This window comes from Streptomyces sp. NPDC051173, from assembly GCF_040689515.1.
Classification (GTDB): domain Bacteria; phylum Actinomycetota; class Actinomycetes; order Streptomycetales; family Streptomycetaceae; genus Streptomyces.
In genome coordinates, this window is the sequence record NZ_JBFBBD010000018.1 from 34,143 (window position 1) to 54,588 (window position 20,446).

The following is a 20,446-nucleotide window of genomic DNA, read 5'->3' on the forward strand; positions in this document are numbered from 1 at the left end:
AAGGATCCGTCCTCTCGTATCGGCCCCGCGCCAGGCGGCCCGGGGGACTGCTGGCACCACGGCTGGGCAAACGGCCCTGGAAGCACAGTGGTTCACGGAGTTTCGGCCGTACGACCCGCGCGCCGAGAGCCAGGCCGTCTGGCGGCGGCCAGCCCATCGATCAACGGCACGGGCGGCCCTCAGGGTCCTGCGGGCGAGGTCGATCGGGAAGGTGTTTGTCAGCCATAACAGAGATGCCTGGTGCGGCAAGGGGCGAGAGAGACGGCAGGGTCGGCAGGAACTCGCCCACGGCGGCGAGGTGTTCCACTCCGGTGTTCCACTCCGGTGTGCAACTGCGGCGTACCGCAGGACACCATCGACGATCGGGCGATCCTGAGCATTCCCCCCACATGCCGACCGGCCTGGCCTCGGACAATGCCCTACACCTATGCAGTGAGCTCGTATACCTTCGCGAGCCCCGGAGCCGTGTTCGTGGTGCTCCTCCGGGCAGCCACCTGGCCGCTGTGGTCACCGATCGACGCGGCGGAGATCGAGGGCGGCGGCAGCCCCGAAGCCACGGCCAGGCTGGGGTCGCGCAGGTCGAAGGCGTGGGAGAGGCGGCCCGCGGTGTTGCCGCCGGCGAGCCCGGTCATGGTGTGCCGGTCGACGGTCTCCAGTCGGCTGAGCTGGAGGTTGCCGTAGGCGTGGTTGGACACCCCGACGAAGACCCCGGTGCCGGAACCGGCCAGCCGAGCCGGATCGATGAGAGCACTGGGTGACGGACTGCTGTGGGACCTGGCGCCCGAGCGAGGGTGGAGCGGCCCGGACGCTGCCGTGCTGCTCCTCCCCGGAGTGGGCGGCGGCGCCGCGGACTTCGCGCACTGGCCCCAACACCTCGCACCCGGACTCCGGATCCTGTCCGTTCGCTATCCAGGGCGGCGGATCGGGGGAGCGGCCGTCGACCCCGGCCCGGCAGCCGGCCTCGCAGGACTCGCCGCCCGACTCGCCGACAGACTGGCGCATCACGTCACGGAACCCCTGCTGATCTTCGGACACAGCATGGGAGCGGCCCTCGGCTACGAAACCGCATGGCAACTCGCCCGCCGACGCCTACCCGCCCTCGCTGTGCACGCCTGTGCGGCCTTCTCGCCACCCGAATACGCCGACTTCGACCTGAACAGCCGGGCCATGGACGACGACACCCTGGTCACCCTCGCCACCGCTCTGGCCGTCCCGCTGCCTCGGGAAGAACACCCGCAGCGGCGTCGGGAGGCGCTACGGGCGCTGCGCAGCGACCTCGCATTGATCGACGCCTACGCCTACGGGCCGTGCCCCAGACCGCTGGAATACCCGATCACCGTGTGGAGCGCCCGCGACGACACCATCATCCCCGCCGCCTCGGCGCGACGGTGGCAGCCGATGACCTTGCATCCCCTCACGCACCGCACGCTCCCTGTGGCTCATCACTGTCTCGACAACCCCCGAGCCGTCGAGCCGATCGCCCGAGCCCTGTGGCCGTGAGGGAGGTGCCGTATGCCTGTCCCGTACAGCGGGGGCGCCGAGGCCCGTGGTGAGCAAGGCCGCGGCCCGAAGAGACCGGTTGGAGCCAGGCCGACGGGGCCGACCGGGCTCCAAGCACCAAGTGATCTGCGACGCCACGGCATCCCGCCGGCCGTGACCCTGATAGGCGGCAACCGCAACGACATCACCCAGCTGATGCCGCCGCCGGCAGCCGTTCCGCCTGTCCGTGGCAAACGCGGCCGACGCCGCCGCCGGCGGCCGAACGAGATCTGTGCCGACCGCGGCTACGACGGCTACCGCCGCCAGGTCCGGGCGAAGGGCATCAACCCCGTCATCGCACGGCGCGGCACCGCCCACGGCTCCGGACCGGGAACCGAGCTCGTAGGACAGGCGATCGCATCGCTGCACTGGTTCGGCCGCCTACGCATCCGCTGGAACACCCGGGACGACATCCGCGAAGAGTTTCTCGAACTCGCCTGCTCGCTCATCCGCCGGTGCCGCCTGCAATCCGCGTTGCGTCAGGAGTTCTACTCAGGGCAAACCCCGCCGGGAGAGAGGCCCACTCCGGTAAATGTAGCCTGCACAAACCTGCACGCGTCGCCACCGGTTGAGGCAGGGGCCGCAGGGGCCGCCTGGGCGGAGGCGACTGGGCCGAGGACACCCAGCACGGTGAGAACCGTACTTGCTGCGAGCGCGAGGATGGTGTGGCGAGTGCGGCTCATGGTGAGCTCCTCCAGTGTGGTCGGGTCGCCGTAAGCCTTTCCCGCCTGCCACGAAAGATTGCTCGTGGGACGGGGCGCTCGGAGGACCGGGAGGGCGCGCGTGGCCAGTGCGTGCCGAGGCCGTTCCTGAGAACTCGTAGCGCCATCATGGTCGTTGCTTCGAGAGGCGCTTCCGGTGGATGAGGCAGCGGGCGAGAGAGACGAGGACGGGCGGCTTCCCACCCGGTCCGGAGGGCATCGGGCGAGTACCGGTTCGGTATCGACCGGCGGCGGGTCGGCCGACCGTGAGTTCGCCAACTCTTCGATCGAATTGCCCAGATGCGCACGCGAAGCACTGCGGAAGGCGGGATGGGTCAAGGCCGCACGGGTCCACTTCTTGCTCACATCGGAAAGGGCCAGTGCGGTCGCCGTCGCGTCACGGCCGCCCCGGTCAGCGGTCGCTGACCGAGTCGTCGGCGTCAGCCGACGCGGCCGGCCTGCATGGCCTCGGGGCTCATCCGGGTGTCGAACCCGGTGTCGGGGTCGATGGTCCGGCCGTGCACCCACCAGTTCTCCGCAGCGGTTTCCAGAACAGTCATCAGAACGTCCTCGCGGCGCATCCCCATGGTGGCTGTGACGCGGTCGGCGACGGTTTCGAACAGCGCCGTCTTCTGCGCCGGGGGCCGGTGGTTGAACGTCATGCGGATGATCACTGAATCGGCGCTGCGCTCGATGCCGAAGAACGTCGATGGGTGCAGGATGTCACCGGGCTCCATGTCGTGCACGACATGGAAGAAGTCGTCCTCCGGGATCTGGAACACCTCCCGCATCGACTCGTGGACCGCCGTGGAGAGGGCCTTGCGGAACTGAAGGGCCTGCCGCCCGAACTCAGTGTCGTACGGCTCGGCAGCTTCCCCAGCGCCGGAGCACTCATCCTGCCGCGCACGCTCGCCGCGCTACGCCGCACGCAACCCGGCATCCGCGTCACGACACGCGAGGCCACGACCCCGGCGCTGGTACGCGCGCTGCGGGCGCGCACGATCGACCTGGCCGTCCTCGCCGTCCGACCGCTCTACCGGCCCCTGGACGACCAGACCCCACGTCTGGAGTGCGAGACCCTCCTGGAGACCAAGCTCCTGCTCGCGGTACCAGCTGACAGTGCGCTGGGCAACCGAGCCACGGTGGACCTGGAGGAACTGGCCGATCAGGAATGGATCGCCGGTGCCTCCAATCCCGCCGAGCCGATGATGGGCGTCTGGCCAGGTCTGCCCGGGCGGCCACGTATCACCCATACTGCCCGCGACTGGCTGACCAAACTGCACCTGGTTGCGGCGGGCTGCGGCATCACCACCGTGCCGCCGGAGTTGGCCGACGCGGTTCCCACGGGCGTGTGCCTGGTCGAGGTCCACGGAGGCCCTGCCGAACACCGGCGAGTCGTTCTGGCCCGCCTTCCTGGCCCGCGCCCGTCGGCCCTCGCGCAGATCATCCAGGTCCTGCACCGTGAGGCGGCCCGTCGGCCTGACTGAGCAGTTCCGGAACGATCCGCGGCTGCGCTGTCCCCATGTTCGACAGTTCCCGGGGATGCGGGCGGACCTCCGGACCGGATCCAACCGGGCCACGCATCACGCCAAGACCCCAATCGCGGACCGAGCCGTCAGGGCTGGGCGCCGTTGTCGCTGTCGAAGTCGGGTACGCCCGCGGACAGCAGGTGCTCGGCGCCGCCTTCGAGGGTCTTGGCCGTCCTGGTGGAGCGGGGGAGCATGGTCTTCTCGTAGGTGCGGATCGCGTCGTCGACGGTGGCGGCGTGCGCGAGGGCGAGGGCGAGTTCGCCGGCGTCGAGCATGGCGAGGTTGACGCCGACACCGAGCGGGGGCATGAGGTGGGCGGCGTCGCCGAGCAGGGTCACCGCCGGGTTGTGTTCCCAGGTGTGCGGGACCGGGAGGGCGAAGATCGGGCGGGGGACGTAGAGGCCGTCGTTCTCGGTGATCATCTGGCGCATGCGGGGCGACCAGTGGGCGTACTCGCCCAGGAGCAGGGCGCGGATGCCGTCGGTGTCCTCGGCGGTCAGGCCGCTCGCACCGATCCAGTCGGCCGGGACCCGTCGGATGAGGTAGACGCGGATGTGGTCTCCGCTGTTGCGCTGGGCGAACAGGCCGCGCTCGCCGTCGGCGGCGTGGGCGCTGCCCTGGCCGACCAGTTCGGCGATGTCCGGGTGCCGGTTCTCGACGTCGGAGAACCATGCTTCCAGGAAGCTCACCCCGGTGTACCCGGGGACGGCGGGGGACACGGCCGGGCGTACTCGGGAGGAGGCGCCGTCGGCGCCGATGACCAGATCGGTCTCGATGCTGGTGCCGTCGGTGAAGTGCAACCGCCGAGGCCCCTCGTCGGGTCCACTGATCGTGTCGAGGGCGTGGCCCCAGCGCACGGTTCCCGGTCGCAGCGAGTCGAGCAGTAGGGTACGCAGCTGGCCGCGGTCGATCTCCGGCTTGAACAGCTCGTCGGCCTCCGGGACTTGATGGGACGTGATCGTGCCGGTCAAGTCCATCTGGCGCATTTCCTGGCCTTCGGGGCGGGCCAGTGCGAAGAACTCGTCGAGCAGGCCGGCTTCGCGCAGGGCGGTCTGGCCGTTGTCGGCGTGCAGGTCGAGGGTGCCGCCCTGGTTGCGCGCGTCGGGGCCCGGGTCGCGGTCATGGACGGTGACCGCTATGCCGTGCTGCTGGAGGATGCGGGCGCAGGTCAGCCCGCCGGGTCCGGCACCGATGATGCTGATGCGGGCCCGGGCGGGCTCGGGGGAGTTCATGACTTGCTTCCTTTCGGTCGCGAAGAGGGGGAGAGCGGGGCCGGGGCCTCGTGCGACCCCGGCGCCGGACCTGCCGTGCCGAGGGGGCCCTGATGAACAGGTCGGCGCGGCGCGGCCGATGGCGGTGACCAGGCCGACGAGGATGTGCCGCTCAGGTCCGCACAGCATCCATGAAATCAGAGCCAGTCGAAAAGTGCAATGACTCTACTTAGCGATGGATTCGACTGTCGGGTACGCTCTGGTCATGACCGTGCCTTCCATCAGCCGCCGGGACCGCAAGAAGGCGGCCACCCGGCAGGCGATCGCCGACGCCGCACTCCAACTGTTCCTGGAGCGCGGCTACGATCAGGTGAGCATCCGTGACATCGCGGACGCCGCCGACGTGTCGACCGCTACGGTGTTCAAGCACTTCAGCGGCAAGGAAGCGCTGGTCTTCGACCAGGAAGAAGACCGGGAGTCGCAATTGATCGCCGCGGTGCGGCAGCGACCCTCCGGGCAGAGCATCCTCGATGCCCTCCGGGAGCACATCCAGGACACCTGGCCGGCGATCGGGGCACATCCTCAGGCGGCCGAGTTCACCAACCTGGTGAACTCCACGCCGGCGCTGCGCGCGTACGCCGAACGCATGTGGACCCGGCACACCGACAGTCTCGGCGCAGCCATCGCGGACGAGCTCGGCGTGGACCACGACAACCTCGCGTGTGTGGCCCTTGCCCGATTCGTGCTCGAGATCCCGGTCCTCGCTCGCGACCGGCAGGACCGCCGGTCCGCCGTCGAGGCACTCTTCGACATCCTCACCCACGGCTGGGAGCCGCCGGACGAGTCTCCCGCGGCGTAGCCCGGGCCGTCGTGCACCCCTCAAAGGTGATGGTCACCTGCTCGGTCGCCGGGCTGGTGCTCAACGCCGCGGCGCTTGGATCCCCCGCTACCTGGGCGCCGCCGTCGGGGAGCTGCGGGCGCTGCCGGCCGAGGAGCGTGAGCACCGTCCTGGATGAAGGACGGCGCCCGTGTCTCTCCGCTCAAGCACGCGAACCTCAACGTGCTCGGTCGCTAGGGCTTCCGCGCCTCCACCCCCGTCGGCGACGGCCTGCGCCCGCTGCGCGACCCGGCGCCGGCGGTCTCGACGAGGACGGCGAGAGCGAGGAATGACCGCCCGAGGCCCTGCGGTGGTGGAGCGAGTCCACGCACGTGTCCTCATGGGCGGACCGTGGCGGTGTACACACCGAGGCCCGGCCGAGGTCAGCCGTTCCCGTCGGGTCGGGCTCCGGGTGCCCCGGCCCGCAGGCCGTCCGTGACGAGGTCGAAGAGGCGCTGGGCGCGCTCGTGTGCGTCGTCGTGCGTGCCGATGTGCCACAGCCCGGCGATGGCGAGGAGGAAGTCGTCGGGGGTCACTCCGGGGCGGATGGTGCCGGCCTTCTCGTTGGCATCCAGGAGGAGTTCGACGGCGGCGGTGACCGGTGCGTGGCCCCAGCGTGCCGGGGTGGCGGGTGCGCGGGTGGCCTCGCACATCGCCTCGGCCAGTCCCGCCTTGGCCGACGCGTAGCGGGCGAGGCGGTCCAGCCACTCCCGCAGGGCCTGTTCGGGCGGCCGGGTCCGGAGCAGGTGGCGGGCGGCCTCGAAGACCTGTTGGACCTCGAAGCGATAGACCTCGAGGACGAGTGACTCCCGGTCGGGGAAGTTCCGGTAGAAGGTGCCCTGTCCGACGCCCGCCTTCTTCGCGATCGTGCTCAGCGCGACGGCGGGGGAGTGCGTCAGCTCCGCCAGGGCCACTTCCAGGATCCGTTCGCGGTTGCGCCGGGCGTCCGAGCGCCGGGGCGGGGGCTCGTCCTCCTGCTGTGGCTCCCTCGTCCGCACGTGCGTCCCCTCGCCCTCTGTCCGTCGCCGGTCCGGCACCCTTGCTAAGCGGACAACCGTCCGCTAAGTTCACGGTACCTGGACAACTGTCCGCTGCATTATCCGGACAACTGTCCATTCGTAGCTCACTTTAGTGGCAGCCGAGGCCGTGAGGACCGTCGGCGGCGAACCGGGACCGGTCTTCGCCCACCTCGGCCTCGTTCCCCGGCGGCCTCCCCGACAGGCAGCGCCACCTTGCCAACCGCCTGCGCGGGCCGTTCCTCCCCCCAGCCTTCGGCCGGGGTGCCCCTAGCTCCGCCGCAGCGCGAACCTTTATGCCGAACATGTCGAATATGCCGAAGAGGGCCATCGTGACCGCATCGACGTCCAGCGTCATCACCTTGCACATCAATGGAGAACCGCGCACCTTCACCGTGGACCACCGCACCACACTGCTCGACGCCCTGCGCGAGCACCTCGAACTGACCGGCACCAAGAAGGGCTGCGACCACGGGCAGTGCGGCGCCTGTACCGTGCTGCTCGACGGCCGCCGGGCCGTGTCCTGCTTACAACTCGCGGTCGCTGCCGAGGGGCGTGCGATCATCACCATCGAGGGCGTCGCCGACGGCGAGCGGCTGCATCCGGTGCAGCAGGCATTCCTCGAACTCGACGGCTACCAGTGCGGATACTGCACCCCGGGGCAGATCTGCTCGGCCCTCGCGGTCATCAAGGAGCACGCGGCGGGCTGGCCGAGCGCCGTCACCGCCGACCTACGCCCCGAGGCGGGTCCGCCCGCCCTCACCGATGACGAGATCCGGGAGCGGATGAGCGGCAACCTGTGCCGCTGCGGCGCGTACACCGCGATCGTCCGGGCCGTCGCGCAGGCGGCACACGAGCAGTCCGCCGAGACCAAGGCGGTTGTGGCGTGAGGGAGTTCCGCTATCGGCGTGCCGCCGACATGGCCGACGCGCTCACCCTGCTCGGGGCCGAACCCGGAGCCCGCCCGCTCGGCGGTGGCACCAACCTCGTCGACCTGATGAAGACCGGGGTGGAGCGGCCCGAGCTCCTCGTCGACCTGCGTGACCTTCCCCTCGACCGGATCGGGTCCACCGTCGGCGGGGGACTGCGCATCGGCGCGACGGTCACCAACAGCGATCTGGCCGCGCACCCTCAAGTGCGCCGCCGGTTCCCCGCGTTGGCGCAGGCCGTCCTCGCCGGTGCCTCGGGGCAGCTGCGCAATATGGCCACGGTCGGCGGGAACCTGCTGCAGCGCACCCGCTGCGGCTACTTCACCGACGCGGTCGCACCGTGCAACAAGCGCGTCCCCGGCAGCGGCTGTGCCGCGCTCGACGGCGAGCACCGCAACCACGCCGTCCTGGGCGCCTCCCCGCACTGCGTGGCCGTGCACCCCTCCGACATGGCGGTGGCCCTGGCGGCCTTCGACACGATCGTCACCTACGAAACCCTCGACGGACCGGGCGAGTTGCCACTCGCCGAGTTCTACCGCCCGGTGGGGGACACCCCGCAGCTGGAGACCGCGCTGCCGCCCGGAGCGCTGATCACCGGCGTCGTCCTGCCGCCGGCGCCGATCGCTGCCGCCTCCCGCTACCGCAAGGTACGCGAGCGCGCGTCGTACGCCTTCGCGATCGGCTCGCTCGCGGCCGCCCTCGACGTCCAGGACGGCATCGTGCGCGAGGTGCGTCTCGCCTTCGGCGCCGTGGCCTCCCGCCCGTGGCGGGCCCGGCGGGCCGAGCGCGTCCTGACCGGGGGACCGGCCGACGCCGAGGCGTTCGCGGCCGCCGTCGATGCCGAACTGGCCGCCGCCCGGCCCCTGCGGCACAACGGCTACAAGCTGCCGCTGATGCGCAACCTGGTCGTCAGCGTCCTGACAGAACTCGCCGAGGAGACCGTTCGATGACCACGGCAACGACCACCGGACCCGTGACCAGGGCCGTCGGCACGTCACACGTCCGCCTGGAGGGCCGCGACAAGGTCACCGGCGCGGCCCGTTACGCGGCAGACTTCCCCGCCGCCGAACTCGCCCACGGCTGGATAGCGGTGTCCACGGTGGCCCGCGGCCGCATCCGCTCCGTGGACGACGCCCCCGTCCTGAAGATGCCCGGCGTGCTCGCGGTCCTGCATCACGGCAACGCGCCGCGCCTGAAGGAGGACTTCGTCGGCACCTTCGGGCCCGACACCACCACGCAGGTCCTCCAGCACGACCGCGTGCCGCACGTGGGCTGGCCGGTCGCCTTCGTCGTGGCCGAGACCCCCGAACAGGCCAGGGAGGCCGCGGAGGCGCTCGTCATCACGTACGACGCCGAATCGCACGACGTGGGCTTCCGCCCCGGCCACCCCGCCGCGTACACGCCGGAGGTACTGGTCGCAGGGAGGCCGCCGCGTACGGACAAGGGTGACGTGGAGGCCGAACTCGCCGGTTCCGACGTGGTGGTGGACGCCCGGTACACCACCGCGGAGGAGCATCACAACCCGATGGAGCCGCACGCGGCCATGGCGCGCTGGGACGGCGGGCGGCTCGAGGTCGCCGACACCACCCAGGGCGCGTACGCGACGGCGCGGGACCTCGCCCAGCTCTTCGGCCTCGACCCCGCCTCGGTGCACCTGCGGTCCGAGCACGTCGGCGGCGGCTTCGGCTCCAAGGCCCAGGTCCGCCCGCACCTCATCCTCGCGGTCATGGCGACGACCGTGCTCGGGCGGCCCGTCCGCGCCGCGCTCACCCGGTCCCAGATGTTCTCGCTCATCGGCCACCGCAGCCCCACCGCCCAGCGCGTCCGGCTGGGAGCCGACACCGACGGCCGGCTGCGTGCCCTGGAGCACACGGCGCTGAGTGCCACTTCCACGGTCCGTGAGTTCGTCGAGCCGAGTGCCACCTACGGGCGTTCCATGTACGACGCGAGCGGCCACCGCACCGTCCACAGTGTGGTAGCTCTCGACGTCCCCACTCCGACGTACATGCGCGCGCCGGGCGAGGCCCCCGGGTCGTTCGCCCTGGAATGCGCGATCGACGAGCTGGCCGAGCACTGCGGTGTGGACCCGATCGCCCTGCGGGCCCGCAACGAACCCTCCGCCGGTCCCGTCTCCGGGCTGCCCTTCGCCGGACGCCGCCTGCTCGACTGCTTCGCCGAAGGAGCCCGCCGCTTCGGGTGGGCCGGGCGCGACCCGCGGCCCGGCGTGCGCCGTGACGGCCGCTGGCTCGTCGGCACCGGCACGGCGGCGTCCAGCTTCTTCGCGGGTGCCTTCCCCGCGACCGCCGCCGCTACGGCGGAGGCGGACGGCACCTTCACCGTGCGCATCACCGCGGCGGACATCGGAACGGGCGCGCGCACCGCCCTGACCCAATTGGCCGCGGACGAGCTGGAGGTGACGCCCGACCGGGTACGCGTGCTCATCGCCGACAGCGACTTCGGCAACGCGTGGCTGGCGGGCGGTTCCATGGGGACCCGCTCCTGGGGCTGGGCGGTCACGCTCGCGGCACGCGAGCTGCGGGAGCGCCTCGCCCTCGGCGCCGCCGTCCCGCCGGACGGCCTCACCGTGCGCTCCGACACGGCGCAGGCGGTCAGCGCCCTCGCCGCGTACGAACGGCACGCGTACGGGGCACAGTTCGCCGAGGTCGCCGTCGATCCGGGCACCGGTGAGATCCGCGTACGGCGCATGCTCGGCATCTTCGCCGCGGGCCGGATCGTCAACCCCCTGACCGCCCGCAACCAGCTGACCGGCGGCATGATCTGGGGCCTGTCCATGGCCCTGCACGAGGAGGCCGTCCGGGACGCCGCCTCGGGCGACGTGGTCAACTCCGACTTCGCCGGCTACCACATCGCGGCCCACGCGGACGTCCCCGCCATCGAGGTGGACTGGCTGGACGACCCGGACCCGGACGACCCGATCGGGATCAAGGGCATCGGCGAGATCGGCACGGTGGGGTCCGCCGCAGCGGTCGCCAACGCCATCTGGCACGCGACCGGAGTACGCCACCGGGACCTGCCGATCCGGCCCGACCGCGTCCTGACGTCCGCCACCGCGCAGAAGGAACGGGACCGTGCTGGACATCGCTGAGGAACTGGCCCGGTGGGCCGCACAGGGACGGGACTTCGCCGTCGCCACCGTCGTGGCGGTGAGCGGCAGCGCCCCGCGCGGCCCCGGCGCCGCCCTTGCCGTGGACGACCGAGGCCGGGCCGTCGGCTCGGTCTCCGGGGGCTGCGTGGAAGCGGCGGTGTACGACCTGTGCGTCCAGGCACTCCAGGACGGGGTGGTACTCCGGGAACGGTTCGGATACAGCGACGACGACGCCTTCGCGGTAGGGCTGACCTGCGGCGGTACCGTCGAGGTCGTGGCCGCCCCGTTCCCCGCGGCCGCACCGGGCCGGGAGGTGCTCTCCCGGGCGCTGACGGCCGCCGTCCGCGGCGAGGCGGTGGCTTTGGCCAGGGTCGTCCGGGGACCGGCCGAACTCCTGGACGGGGTCTTGCTCGTCCGGCCCGACGGGTCGTACGAGGGAGGTCTCGGCGGCCGGCCGGAGCTGGACCGCACGGCCGCGGCCGAGGCGCGTGCTCTGCTCGGCGCGGGCCGCACCGGCACCGTCGAGCTGTCGCAGGACGGAGCGCACTGCCCCGGCGGAGTGACGCTCCTGGTCGAGTCGGGCCTCGAACCACCGCGCATGATCGTCTTTGGGGCGGTCGACTTCACGGCCGCGCTGGTCCGGGTCGGCAAGTTTCTCGGCTACCACGTCACCGTGTGCGACGCGCGCCCCGTGTTCGCCACGGCGGCCCGCTTCCCGGAGGCGGATGCCGTCGTGGTCGACTGGCCGCACCGCTATCTGCGCCGTACCGCCACCGACGCGCGGACGGTGCTGTGCGTCCTCACCCACGACGCCAAGTTCGATGTGCCGCTGCTGCGGGTCGCCCTGCGCCTCCCGGTCGCGTTCGTCGGCGCGATGGGCTCGCGCCGCACCCATGCCGACCGTGTCCGGCGGTTGCGCGAAGCCGGCGTCAGCGATGTCGAGCTGGCCAGGCTGCGTGCTCCCATCGGCTTGGACCTGGGCGGCCGCACACCGCAGGAGACGGCCCTGTCCATCGCGGCGGAGATAGTCGCCGCACGGCACGGTGCCACGGGCCTCCCGCTCACCGCGACGCGCACGGCGATCCACCGCGTTCCGGACACGCCGACGCACGCCGGGGCGGGACTCGTCGGGCCTGCGGTGGGCGGGTGAGTCGGGGATGGGTGATGCCGTCGTGTGCATCTCCGACGTCGTCGACGTCGGACTCGTTGCAGTCGGTGAAGCAGCGTCCGCCGACGCCGGCGAGGAGCGGCGAGGTGGCGTAGACCAGGTCGAGCACGCGCCGGTGGCTTGGGTGGGGGACGGTCCGCGCATGCCCCGGCCGGACCGACCGCGTGGCATGGGGGCCGCGTCGGGCATCCGCTGGGCCGCCGTCACGCCTGCGGCACCAGCATCACTTCCGTGCCGCTCTCCCGCAGTGCCCGCAACTCCTTGCCCGGCAGGCCCTCGTCGACGACGACCAAGTCGAACGCGCCCAGTGGCGCGAGCGCGTAGAGGCCCTCCTTGGCGAACTTCGTGTGGTCGACGAGGAGGACCGTGCGTGCCGCGCTCTCCATCATCGCGCGCTTGACCTGTGTGGTCTCCGGAGAGGTGTGGTAGCAGCGGCCGTTGGTTATCGCCGTGGTCGACAGGAAGAGCACGTCGGCGCGGAAGGCCCGGACGCTGTCCGCGGTGTGCAGGCCCATGAACGCGTCGTAGGCCGGGAAGTACGTGCCGCCCAGCCCGATCAGGGAGATGCCCGGTTCCTTCGCCAGTGTGGTGATCGCCGGCAGTGAGTTGGTGACGACGGTGAGCGGGGCGTGGTCCGCGAAGCGGTGGGTGAGGGCCAGGCAGGTCGTGCTGTCGTCGACCAGCACCGTCTGCCCGGGGACCAGCAGGGTGGCCGCCGCCCGGGCCAGTGCCTGTTTGGTCCGGGCCATGCTCGTCATGCGTTCGCCGACGCTGCCGTGGAACTGTGCCGACGGCAGCGTCGTCGCCCCGCCGCGCACCTTGCGCAGCCAGCCCTGCGCCTGGAGGGCGTCCAGGTCGCGGTGGACGGTCATCAAGCTGACGCCGAACCGCTCGGCCAGCTCCGAGGCCCGTACGAAACCCCCGCCGACGACGGCCTCCCGGATCTGGCGGCGCCTGTCCTCCCGGACGTCGATCCTGTCCATTTCCGTACCCCTCCGCGACCGCCACCGTGTGATGTCGCCACGTTATCTTCTCGTGGACATCGCATCACTGCCTGCGGCCCTTCGCCCGGTACTCCAGGCCTCCTGCCTGCGATGCCACACGGGCGAGGCCGTCCCCGCTGCGAACATGCCGGAGTCCGTTGACGCGGTTTCCGTACGGGAGTTGCATGCATTTCACACAGGACGACCACGGATCCGGCCGCCACCGCGCGCCGCTCCGTCACGAGGAGAAGGGGAGCTTCGATGACGAACGCTCCTGACGGGGGACGGTGAGCCCCGCCATGTCGGTACTCGCCGTCGATGTCGGCACCACGATGATCAAGTCGGTCGTCTTCGACGACCGGGGCAAGGAGACAGCAGTCTCCCGCCAAGCCACCGCCGTGCACCGCCCCTGCCCGGGCCGGGCCGAACAGGACATGAACGCCGTGTGGGACGCCGTGGCCGCCACCGTCCGCAGTGTGCTGTCCGAGTCGGCGGACCCGGTGCGGATGCTCGCCTTCACGGCCCAGGGGGACGGCGCCTGGCTCGTGGACGGCGACGGCCGGCCCACCGGGCCCGCCGTCCTGTGGTCCGACGGCAGGGCGGGCGGCATCGTCCGCCGCTGGCGGGACGAGGGTGTCCTGGACGAGGCGTTCCGCCGCAACGGCTCCCTCACCTGCACGGGCATGCCCAACGCGATCCTCACCTGGTTCGCCCTTCACGACCCCGACCGTCTGAAGCGCTCCCGTTCCGTACTCACCGCCGCCGGCTGGCTGTTCCTCCGCCTCACCGGCATCGCGGCCGCGGACGCGTCCGACGCGTCCGCGCCCTTCCTCGACCACACCACCGGCGACTACGACCCCGCCGTCCTCGACCTCTTCGGCCTCGCCGCGCTCCGCGGGCTGCTGCCCGAGGTCCTGGGGGAGCGGGAGTGCCTCGCCCACCTGACCACCGAGGCGGCCGGGCTCCTCGGGCTGCCCGCCGGGCTGCCCGTCGTCATGGCCCCCTACGACATCGCCGCCACCGCGCGCGGCGTCGGTGTCATCGACCCCGGACAGGCCTGTGGCATCCTCGGCACCACCCTGTGCACGGAGATCGTCCGCGAGAGCGTGGACACCACCGGCGCACCGTGCGGCGTCACCATCGCGGGCCACGGGAACGGCAACGTCCTGCGCGCCTTCCCCACCCTCAACGGCGTGGAAGTCCTGGACTGGGCCGCGCGCACCCTGGGGCTCCCCGGCCCTCCGGAGCTCGCGCAGCTGGCCTTCCGCTCCCCGCCCACCGGCCACGGGCCGATGTTCCTGCCCTACCTCTCCCCGGCGGGCGAACGGGCCCCCTTCCTCGATCCGCGCGCCCGCGGCACGTTCTGGGGCCTGTCCCTGGAACACACCCGCGCCGACCTCGCCCGCGCCGTCTTCGACGGACTCTCGCTCGCGCTGCGCGACTCGCTCGCCGCGTCCGGCGCGGACGCCACCGAGCTGCGCCTGTGCGGCGGCGGTGCCAACAGCGACGCCTGGTGTCAGCTGATCGCCGACGTCACGGGCGTGCCCACCGCCAGGTCCCGCGACACCGAACTCGGCGCCAAGGGCGCCTTCCTGACCGCCCGCGTGCTCTCCGGCGACCAGCCCGACCTGCGCAGCGCCGTCGCCGCCTCCGTGCGCATGCGGGACCGCTGGGAACCCGACCCGGCCCGGGCCCGGCTCTACGCCGACGTGTACGAGGACTTCCTCCGCTGGCGCTCACTCGCCCACGACGCGGGATGGCAGCCCCGGACCACGGCCCGGCCCACCACGCCCGCGCTACCGCCCTTCCCCCGGCAGGCCCCGCCCGTCGACGCCGTCCCGGGAGGCACCCGTGCCTGACCGCCCCGCCGCCGGCCCCGTCTGGCTCGGCCTCGACCTCGGCACCCAGAGCGCCCGCTGCGTCGCCGTGGACGGCGACGGCCACATCCTCGCGGCCGCCGCCCGCCCCCTCGACAGCCACCGCGCCGGCGAGCGCCACGAGCAGGACCCGGAACAGTGGTGGAGCGCACTGGCCGCCACCTGCCGCGAGGCACTGGCCGGCATCGCACCCGAGCGCGTCCGCGGCCTCGCCGTCGACGGCACCTCCGGCACCGTCCTCCTCGCCGACCCCCACGGCGCCCCGCTCACACCGGGCCTGATGTACGACGACGGGCGCGCCAGCGAACAGGCCGTACGAGTCAACGCTGTCGGGGAGCCGGTCTGGCAGGAGCTCGGCTACCGCAGCATGCAGCCCTCCTGGGCCCTTCCGAAGCTGCTGTGGCTGCTCGACCACCAGGCCGCAGCGCCAGGAGCCAGGCTCCTGCATCAAGTGGACCTCATCACCTGGCGGCTGACGGGGCACCAGGTGGCCGCGGACGCCAGTCACGCCCTGAAGACCGGCTACCACCTTCTCCAGGAGCGGTGGCCGACCGGAGAACTGGCCCGACTTGAGATCCCGTCGGGTCTGCTGCCCGACGTCGTACGCCCCGGAAGCGTGCTCGGCACCGTCTGCGCCGACGCCGCCCGGGCCACCGGCATCCCCGAAGGAACCACCGTCGTCGCCGGCATGACCGACGGCTGCGCCGCGCAGATCGGCGCCGGGGCCGTACGGCCGGGCGCCTGGAACTCCGTGCTGGGCACCACCCTCGTCCTCAAAGGCACCAGCCCGCACCTGGTCCGCGACCCGGCCGGAGTCGTCTACTGCCACCGGGGACCGGACGGGCAGTGGCTGCCCGGCGGCGCCTCCGGCAGCGGCGCCGGCGTCCTCTCCCGGCACTTCGACCGCGCGGAACTCACGCCCTTGACCCGGCAGGCCCAGGGAAAGGACTGGGACGCGGTCGCCTACCCACTGGTCTCCGCCGGGGGAGAGCGCTTCCCCTTCCGCGCACCGGACGCCCACCCCTTCGTCCTCGGCGAAACCCCCACCCGCGCCCAGGAGTTCCACGCCTTCCTCCTCGGCGTCGCCTGCGTCGAACGGCTCTGCTTCGACTACCTCGACCACCTGGGCGCACCCGTGGACGGCCCGCTGACCCTCACCGGCGGCGGCACCCGCAACCCCTACTGGAACCGGCTGCGCGCCGACGTACTGGGCCGCACGGTCCGGCTGCCCCTCCAGGCCGAGAGCGCCGTCGGCATGGCGGTCCTGGCCGCCACGTCCGCCGGCGCCACCCTCCAGGAGGCCATCGCCCGCATGGTCCGCGCCGGCGAGGAGATCACCCCCGACCCGGCCCGCACCGCACACCACACCTCCGCCTACCTCCGCTTCGTCGACGAACTCGCCCGACGCGGCTGGCTGGACCAGGCCGTGGCAGAACACGCCCGCAGGAGAACAGCACCATGACCGACCTCATCCTCGTACGCCACGGCGAGACCGTCTGGCACGCCGAGAACCGCTACGCCGGGCGCAGCGACGTCGCCCTCACCGCGCGCGGCCACGAGCAGGCCGCGGCCCTGGCCGACTGGTCCCGCACCGCGGACCTCACTGGGGTGTGGAGCTCCCCGCTCTCCCGCGCCCGGCTCACCGCCGCCCTCGCCGCCCAGGCGAACGGCCTCGCGCACCGGCTCGACGAGCGGCTGCGTGAACTCGACTTCGGCAAGGGCGAAGGCATGACCAGGGCCGAGATGCGTGAGGCGTTCCCGGACCTGCTCGACGCCTTCCTCGCCGACCCCGACACCCACCACCTCCCCGGAGGCGAGGCCCCCGGAGCCGCCGCGGACCGGGCGTCGGCCTGCCTCGCCGAGATGGCCGCCGCGCACCCGGACGGCAGGATCCTCGTCGTCGCGCACTCCACGCTCCTGCGCCTCCTTCTCTGCCGCCACCTGGGCATCCCGCTCAGCGCGTACCGCACTGCCTTCCCGCAGCTGCACAACACCGCCCTCACCGTCCTGCGGCTGAAGGACGGCCGCGCCTCCCTCCTCTGCCTCAACGTGCCGCTCCCCGCCCGCACCGCACATTCCTGACGACCGTCACCGCACCACGGAAAGAGCCCCCGCATGAGCACCCCCGTCCTCGCCGCCGGCGACCACTTCGTCCTCCCGTCCCTGCTGTCCGGCGCCGTCCTGGAGGCCACCGACGGCACCGTGGACGTCCGCGAGCACACCCTGCCCTGGCCGCACGCCCCGTTCGGCCCGGTCGCCGAGGTCCGCGAGGCGTCGGGAAGCGAGGACGAGATGATAGAGGCCCTGCGCGGCGTGAAGGTCTGCGTCACCCAGCTCGCCCCGCTCACCGAACGCATCCTGGCCAACTGCCCCGATCTGGAGCTGTTCTGCGTCAGCCGGGGCGGCCCCGTCAACGCCGACCTCGAAGCGGCCACCCGGCACGGCGTCGCCGTCTGCTACGCCCCGGGCCGCAACGCCACCGCCACCGCCGAGCACACGCTCACCCTGCTGCTCGCCGCCGCACGCGGCGTCGGCGACGCCCACACCGACCTGCGCGAGGGCGTCTGGCGCGGCGACTACTTCGACTACGAGAGGTGCGGCATCGAGATCGAGGGCTGCACGGTCGGCCTCGTCGGGTACGGGGCCGTGGGCAGCCGGGTCGCCAAGGTGCTGGCCGCCATGGGCGCCCATGTGCTCGTCCACGACCCCTATGTCGAGGCACAGGCCCTGCACGGCGTCGCAGAACAGGTCACCCTGGACGAGCTCCTCACCCGCTCCCGGATCGTCTCCCTCCACGCCCGCGTCACCGACGAGACGACCGGCATGATCAACCGCGACCGGATCGCCGCGATGCCGCGCGGTTCCGTCCTCGTCAACTGCGCCCGCGGAGCGCTGCTGGACTACGACGCCCTGTGCGACGCCCTGGACTCCGGACAACTCGCCGGAGCAGGCCTGGACGTCTTCCCCGAGGAGCCCGTCCCCGCCGGCTCACGCCTGCTGACCACGCCGGGCGTGGTCCTCACCCCGCACATCGCGGGCGGCAGCCGGCAGGTCGCGCACAAGGCGGCGGCGAGCGTCGCCGCCGAGGTCGGCCGCCACCTGCGCGGCGAGCCGCTGGCCCACTGCGCGAACCCGGACGTACTGCGGCGGTGAGACGGGCGGTCCGACCGCCCCGGACGGGGAACGGGCCGCGGCCCCGTTGTCGAAGGCGCCCCGAACTCTCACGGCACAGGCCCCAGCAGCCCCAGCCGGTCATACCCGGCGACGAGCCGGCCAGCACCTCCAGTTCCGGCGGCAGCCGGTCGGGGCACAGCATGTACGCGGTCAGGCGGAGGTGGCCCTCCAGCACCACCAGCCCGCCGGAAGGGCCGGTCGTGACCAGGACCAGCAGTGGGAACCGGGCTCCACCGGCGACCGCCCGGGCCATGCCCAGCGCCCCGTCGTTGCTCACCCCGAAAGGGGCTGCACCCGCGCGGATACGAGGGGCGGTGTCGACGCAGCGGAACGGTACGGCGTGGCGGAGCGGATGACCGGGCTCGTCGGCTGCCCGGCCCGGTGACCGCCGTCCGTCACGTGTCCGTGGGCGCCCGCGCGGGCAGATCAGCAGGGTTGCCCAGGACGGGAGTGCCCATGCGATCTGTCATTTCCCTGCGCGTCGCCGCCGTCGCGGCGGCTGTGCTGTTCTCCGTCGGCGCGGCCTCGGCCACCGCCTGCCCGGACCGGGTGCCGCTGCCGCCGCACAACCCGTACGCGGGACCGGACGGCACCGCCACCATGCATGCCGACACCGGATCGTCCGATGCCACCCGCCTGCCCGGACCCGGCACCGGCCCGCTCACCTCGCACCTGACCGCGCTCGCCGCGGCCTGCCCGACCGTGCTCGACGGATCCGACGGCCACCCCGTCGCCCTGTGCACGACCCACGCCGGGCGCATCCCCACGGCGTATCTCCTCGACCCGAGGACGGGAGCGCCGCTCGCCCATCTCCCGCTCACCAAAGGCTCGTTGCTCGGCGGGGTCTACGCGTACCTCGACAACCGGGACCGCCTGGTGGTCGTCGACGGCAACCGCGACCTGTTGCGCGTCGCCCACCGCAAGGCCCCGGACGGCACCTGGCAGCTGTACGTGGACCGTTCGCTGTCCCTGGCACGCGCGGTACCCGCGGGGGACGCGGTGGTGGGCCTGTCCCCGGACTGGCACGGCCGGGTATGGTTCGCCACCGGAGGCGGCGTCGCCGGATTCGCCGACGACCGCACCGGGGCGGTGAGAACCCTCGCTCTGCCTGCCGGTGAGCACATCGCCAACAGCACCTCCACCGCCCCGCAAGGCACCCTGGTCTCCACCACGCACGCGACCTACCTGCTGACCGCCGCGGCCGACGGCACCCCGCACATCCGCTGGCGGCAGGCGTACGACCGGGGACCGGGCCGCAAACCGGGCCAGCTGAGCTGGGGCACCGGCTCCACGCCGACCTTCTTCGGCCCGCGCACCGGAACCGACTACGTCACGCTCGTCGACAACGCCGCCCCGACCGTCAACCTCCTCGTCTACCGCACCGGCGACGGCACACCGGTCTGCAAGGTGCCGGTACTGAAAGCAGGCGGCAGTGGAAGTGAGAACTCGCCCATCGGTGCCGGGCGTTCGGTCTACGTGGCCAGCACGTACGGCTACCCCTACCCCGCGCTGCCCCCGGACGCCGGACCGAGCGTGCCGCCGTCCGCTCCGTTCACCGGAGGCATGAGCCGGGTCGACGTACGGCGCGACGGCAGGGGCTGCGACCTGAAGTGGGACACCACGGTCCGCTCCGCCGCCGTGCCCCGGCTCTCTCTCGGCGACCACCACATCCACACCGTGCTGCGCGAGCCCGCCACCCCGGGCTCGGACGAACCCTCGCCCCGGGACCGGTTCACCTACGCCCAGATCGCCCCCGACACCGGTACGGTCACTCACACCTTTCCGCTCGGCGCGGGAGCGCCTTACGACACCCTTCAGCAGGTCGGTGTCGGCGTACTTGCCTATGTGCAGAGGTGCGTACGGATGAACGTGCAGAGCAAGTAGCCGCCCGCTGCGCTCATCGCCCTGCGAGAAGATGGGGCGGTGGACCTTCGTTACTTCAATCAGACTGGCTGGACCGCGATCTTCAATGGCACCGAGACCGAGATCGGCCGCATGGTGCGGGTGGAGGCATGGGACCCGGCAACTGGAACGGCGCTTGTCGTCGACCCCAAGCGAGGCGCCATGCGTCCCGTCACGGACTACGAGGACTTCTCCCACCTTGAGAAGGCCGACCAGGTCGTCGCCGCAGTTCCTGGTGGCGGGTGGCGGGCCTACTGGAAAGACGAGGGCCCGGGGAACACCCCGCTCACGGAACAGGTACTCGCGTGGCTGATCACCTCGCAGGGCCGGGCAACGGCCATCACGATGGACGCTCACGGGCATGTTGACGATGCCGACAGCGCCGACGCCTTCATCCCGCCGGGCGAGGAGCTGGGCCAGGATTGAACTCCCGG

Annotated in this window: 18 protein-coding genes and 1 pseudogene; 14 read left to right on the forward strand and 5 right to left on the reverse strand. The window is 72.2% G+C overall.

Annotated elements, in window-relative coordinates; genetic code table 11:
* Positions 1 to 425: 425 nt before the first annotated feature.
* On the reverse strand, positions 426 to 695 hold the full coding sequence (locus tag AB0435_RS13085) for a hypothetical protein (RefSeq protein WP_366426963.1): 270 nt from the start codon (positions 693 to 695) through the stop codon (positions 426 to 428).
* Between the two features lie 46 nt (positions 696 to 741).
* On the opposite strand from AB0435_RS13085, the gene AB0435_RS13090 reads away from it, so the two are divergent.
* Positions 742 to 1,500 carry a thioesterase domain-containing protein gene (locus AB0435_RS13090; protein WP_366005192.1) on the forward strand — a complete coding sequence of 253 codons (759 nt, stop codon included), beginning with the start codon at positions 742 to 744 and terminating at the stop codon, positions 1,498 to 1,500.
* Between the two features lie 94 nt (positions 1,501 to 1,594).
* Positions 1,595 to 2,010: pseudogene (locus tag AB0435_RS13095) on the forward strand (IS5/IS1182 family transposase); the annotation flags it as partial.
* A 670-nt stretch (positions 2,011 to 2,680) separates the two neighbouring features.
* Here the strand turns inward: AB0435_RS13095 and AB0435_RS13100 are convergent.
* Positions 2,681 to 3,022, reverse strand: a complete 342-nt coding sequence (locus AB0435_RS13100; protein ID WP_366005193.1) for a tautomerase family protein — start codon at positions 3,020 to 3,022, stop codon at positions 2,681 to 2,683.
* Positions 3,023 to 3,037: 15 nt separating this feature from the next.
* Here AB0435_RS13100 and AB0435_RS13105 point away from each other — a divergent pair, with 15 nt between their 5' ends.
* A complete protein-coding gene (locus tag AB0435_RS13105; RefSeq protein ID WP_366005194.1) occupies positions 3,038 to 3,727 on the forward strand; it encodes a LysR substrate-binding domain-containing protein in 690 nt (229 codons plus the stop codon).
* Positions 3,728 to 3,855: 128 nt separating this feature from the next.
* Here the strand turns inward: AB0435_RS13105 and AB0435_RS13110 are convergent, their stop codons facing one another.
* On the reverse strand, positions 3,856 to 5,001 hold the full coding sequence (locus AB0435_RS13110) for an NAD(P)/FAD-dependent oxidoreductase (RefSeq protein WP_366426964.1): 1,146 nt from the start codon (positions 4,999 to 5,001) through the stop codon (positions 3,856 to 3,858).
* A gap of 244 nt (positions 5,002 to 5,245) precedes the next feature.
* Here AB0435_RS13110 and AB0435_RS13115 point away from each other — a divergent pair, with 244 nt between their 5' ends.
* On the forward strand, positions 5,246 to 5,839 hold the full coding sequence (locus AB0435_RS13115) for a TetR/AcrR family transcriptional regulator (protein WP_366005196.1): 594 nt from the start codon (positions 5,246 to 5,248) through the stop codon (positions 5,837 to 5,839).
* A gap of 401 nt (positions 5,840 to 6,240) precedes the next feature.
* Here the strand turns inward: AB0435_RS13115 and AB0435_RS13120 are convergent, their stop codons facing one another.
* Positions 6,241 to 6,855: a TetR/AcrR family transcriptional regulator gene (locus tag AB0435_RS13120; RefSeq protein ID WP_366005197.1), complete on the reverse strand. Its 615-nt coding sequence runs from the start codon at positions 6,853 to 6,855 to the stop codon at positions 6,241 to 6,243.
* A 350-nt stretch (positions 6,856 to 7,205) separates the two neighbouring features.
* On the opposite strand from AB0435_RS13120, the gene AB0435_RS13125 reads away from it, so the two are divergent.
* The 4 genes from AB0435_RS13125 to AB0435_RS13140 are packed head-to-tail and all read left to right on the forward strand — an operon-like array spanning position 7,206 to position 12,058.
* Complete coding sequence (locus AB0435_RS13125; protein ID WP_366426965.1) at positions 7,206 to 7,763, forward strand: 2Fe-2S iron-sulfur cluster-binding protein; 558 nt, start codon at positions 7,206 to 7,208, stop codon at positions 7,761 to 7,763.
* The gene (locus AB0435_RS13130) at positions 7,760 to 8,752 is read left to right on the forward strand and encodes a xanthine dehydrogenase family protein subunit M (protein WP_366426966.1); all 993 of its coding nucleotides are present in this window, start codon (positions 7,760 to 7,762) and stop codon (positions 8,750 to 8,752) included. Before AB0435_RS13125 ends, AB0435_RS13130 begins: the two co-directional genes overlap by 4 nt.
* Positions 8,749 to 10,908 (forward strand): xanthine dehydrogenase family protein molybdopterin-binding subunit, encoded by a 2,160-nt coding sequence (locus AB0435_RS13135; RefSeq protein ID WP_366426967.1) that lies wholly within the window; start codon positions 8,749 to 8,751, stop codon positions 10,906 to 10,908. Before AB0435_RS13130 ends, AB0435_RS13135 begins: the two co-directional genes overlap by 4 nt.
* Entirely contained in the window at positions 10,892 to 12,058 is a 1,167-nt protein-coding gene (locus AB0435_RS13140; RefSeq protein ID WP_366005201.1) for an XdhC/CoxI family protein, read from the forward strand. Before AB0435_RS13135 ends, AB0435_RS13140 begins: the two co-directional genes overlap by 17 nt.
* Before the next feature lie 221 nt (positions 12,059 to 12,279).
* Here the strand turns inward: AB0435_RS13140 and AB0435_RS13145 are convergent, their stop codons facing one another.
* On the reverse strand, positions 12,280 to 13,059 hold the full coding sequence (locus AB0435_RS13145; protein WP_366005202.1) for a DeoR/GlpR family DNA-binding transcription regulator: 780 nt from the start codon (positions 13,057 to 13,059) through the stop codon (positions 12,280 to 12,282).
* Positions 13,060 to 13,358: 299 nt separating this feature from the next.
* On the opposite strand from AB0435_RS13145, the gene AB0435_RS13150 reads away from it, so the two are divergent.
* The 6 genes from AB0435_RS13150 to AB0435_RS13175 all read left to right on the forward strand — a co-directional run bounded on the left by AB0435_RS13150 (position 13,359) and on the right by AB0435_RS13175 (position 20,438).
* Positions 13,359 to 14,918, forward strand: a complete 1,560-nt coding sequence (locus tag AB0435_RS13150; protein ID WP_366426968.1) for an FGGY-family carbohydrate kinase — start codon at positions 13,359 to 13,361, stop codon at positions 14,916 to 14,918.
* Positions 14,911 to 16,398, forward strand: a complete 1,488-nt coding sequence (locus AB0435_RS13155) for an FGGY family carbohydrate kinase (RefSeq protein ID WP_366005204.1) — start codon at positions 14,911 to 14,913, stop codon at positions 16,396 to 16,398. Before AB0435_RS13150 ends, AB0435_RS13155 begins: the two co-directional genes overlap by 8 nt.
* Positions 16,395 to 17,018 (forward strand): histidine phosphatase family protein, encoded by a 624-nt coding sequence (locus AB0435_RS13160; protein ID WP_366005205.1) that lies wholly within the window; start codon positions 16,395 to 16,397, stop codon positions 17,016 to 17,018. Before AB0435_RS13155 ends, AB0435_RS13160 begins: the two co-directional genes overlap by 4 nt.
* A gap of 33 nt (positions 17,019 to 17,051) precedes the next feature.
* Entirely contained in the window at positions 17,052 to 18,089 is a 1,038-nt protein-coding gene (locus AB0435_RS13165; RefSeq protein WP_366005206.1) for a 2-hydroxyacid dehydrogenase, read from the forward strand.
* Positions 18,090 to 18,566: 477 nt separating this feature from the next.
* Positions 18,567 to 19,994, forward strand: a complete 1,428-nt coding sequence (locus AB0435_RS13170; protein ID WP_366426969.1) for a hypothetical protein — start codon at positions 18,567 to 18,569, stop codon at positions 19,992 to 19,994.
* A 39-nt stretch (positions 19,995 to 20,033) separates the two neighbouring features.
* Positions 20,034 to 20,438 carry a hypothetical protein gene (locus tag AB0435_RS13175; RefSeq protein ID WP_366426970.1) on the forward strand — a complete coding sequence of 135 codons (405 nt, stop codon included), beginning with the start codon at positions 20,034 to 20,036 and terminating at the stop codon, positions 20,436 to 20,438.
* Positions 20,439 to 20,446: the final 8 nt, after the last annotated feature.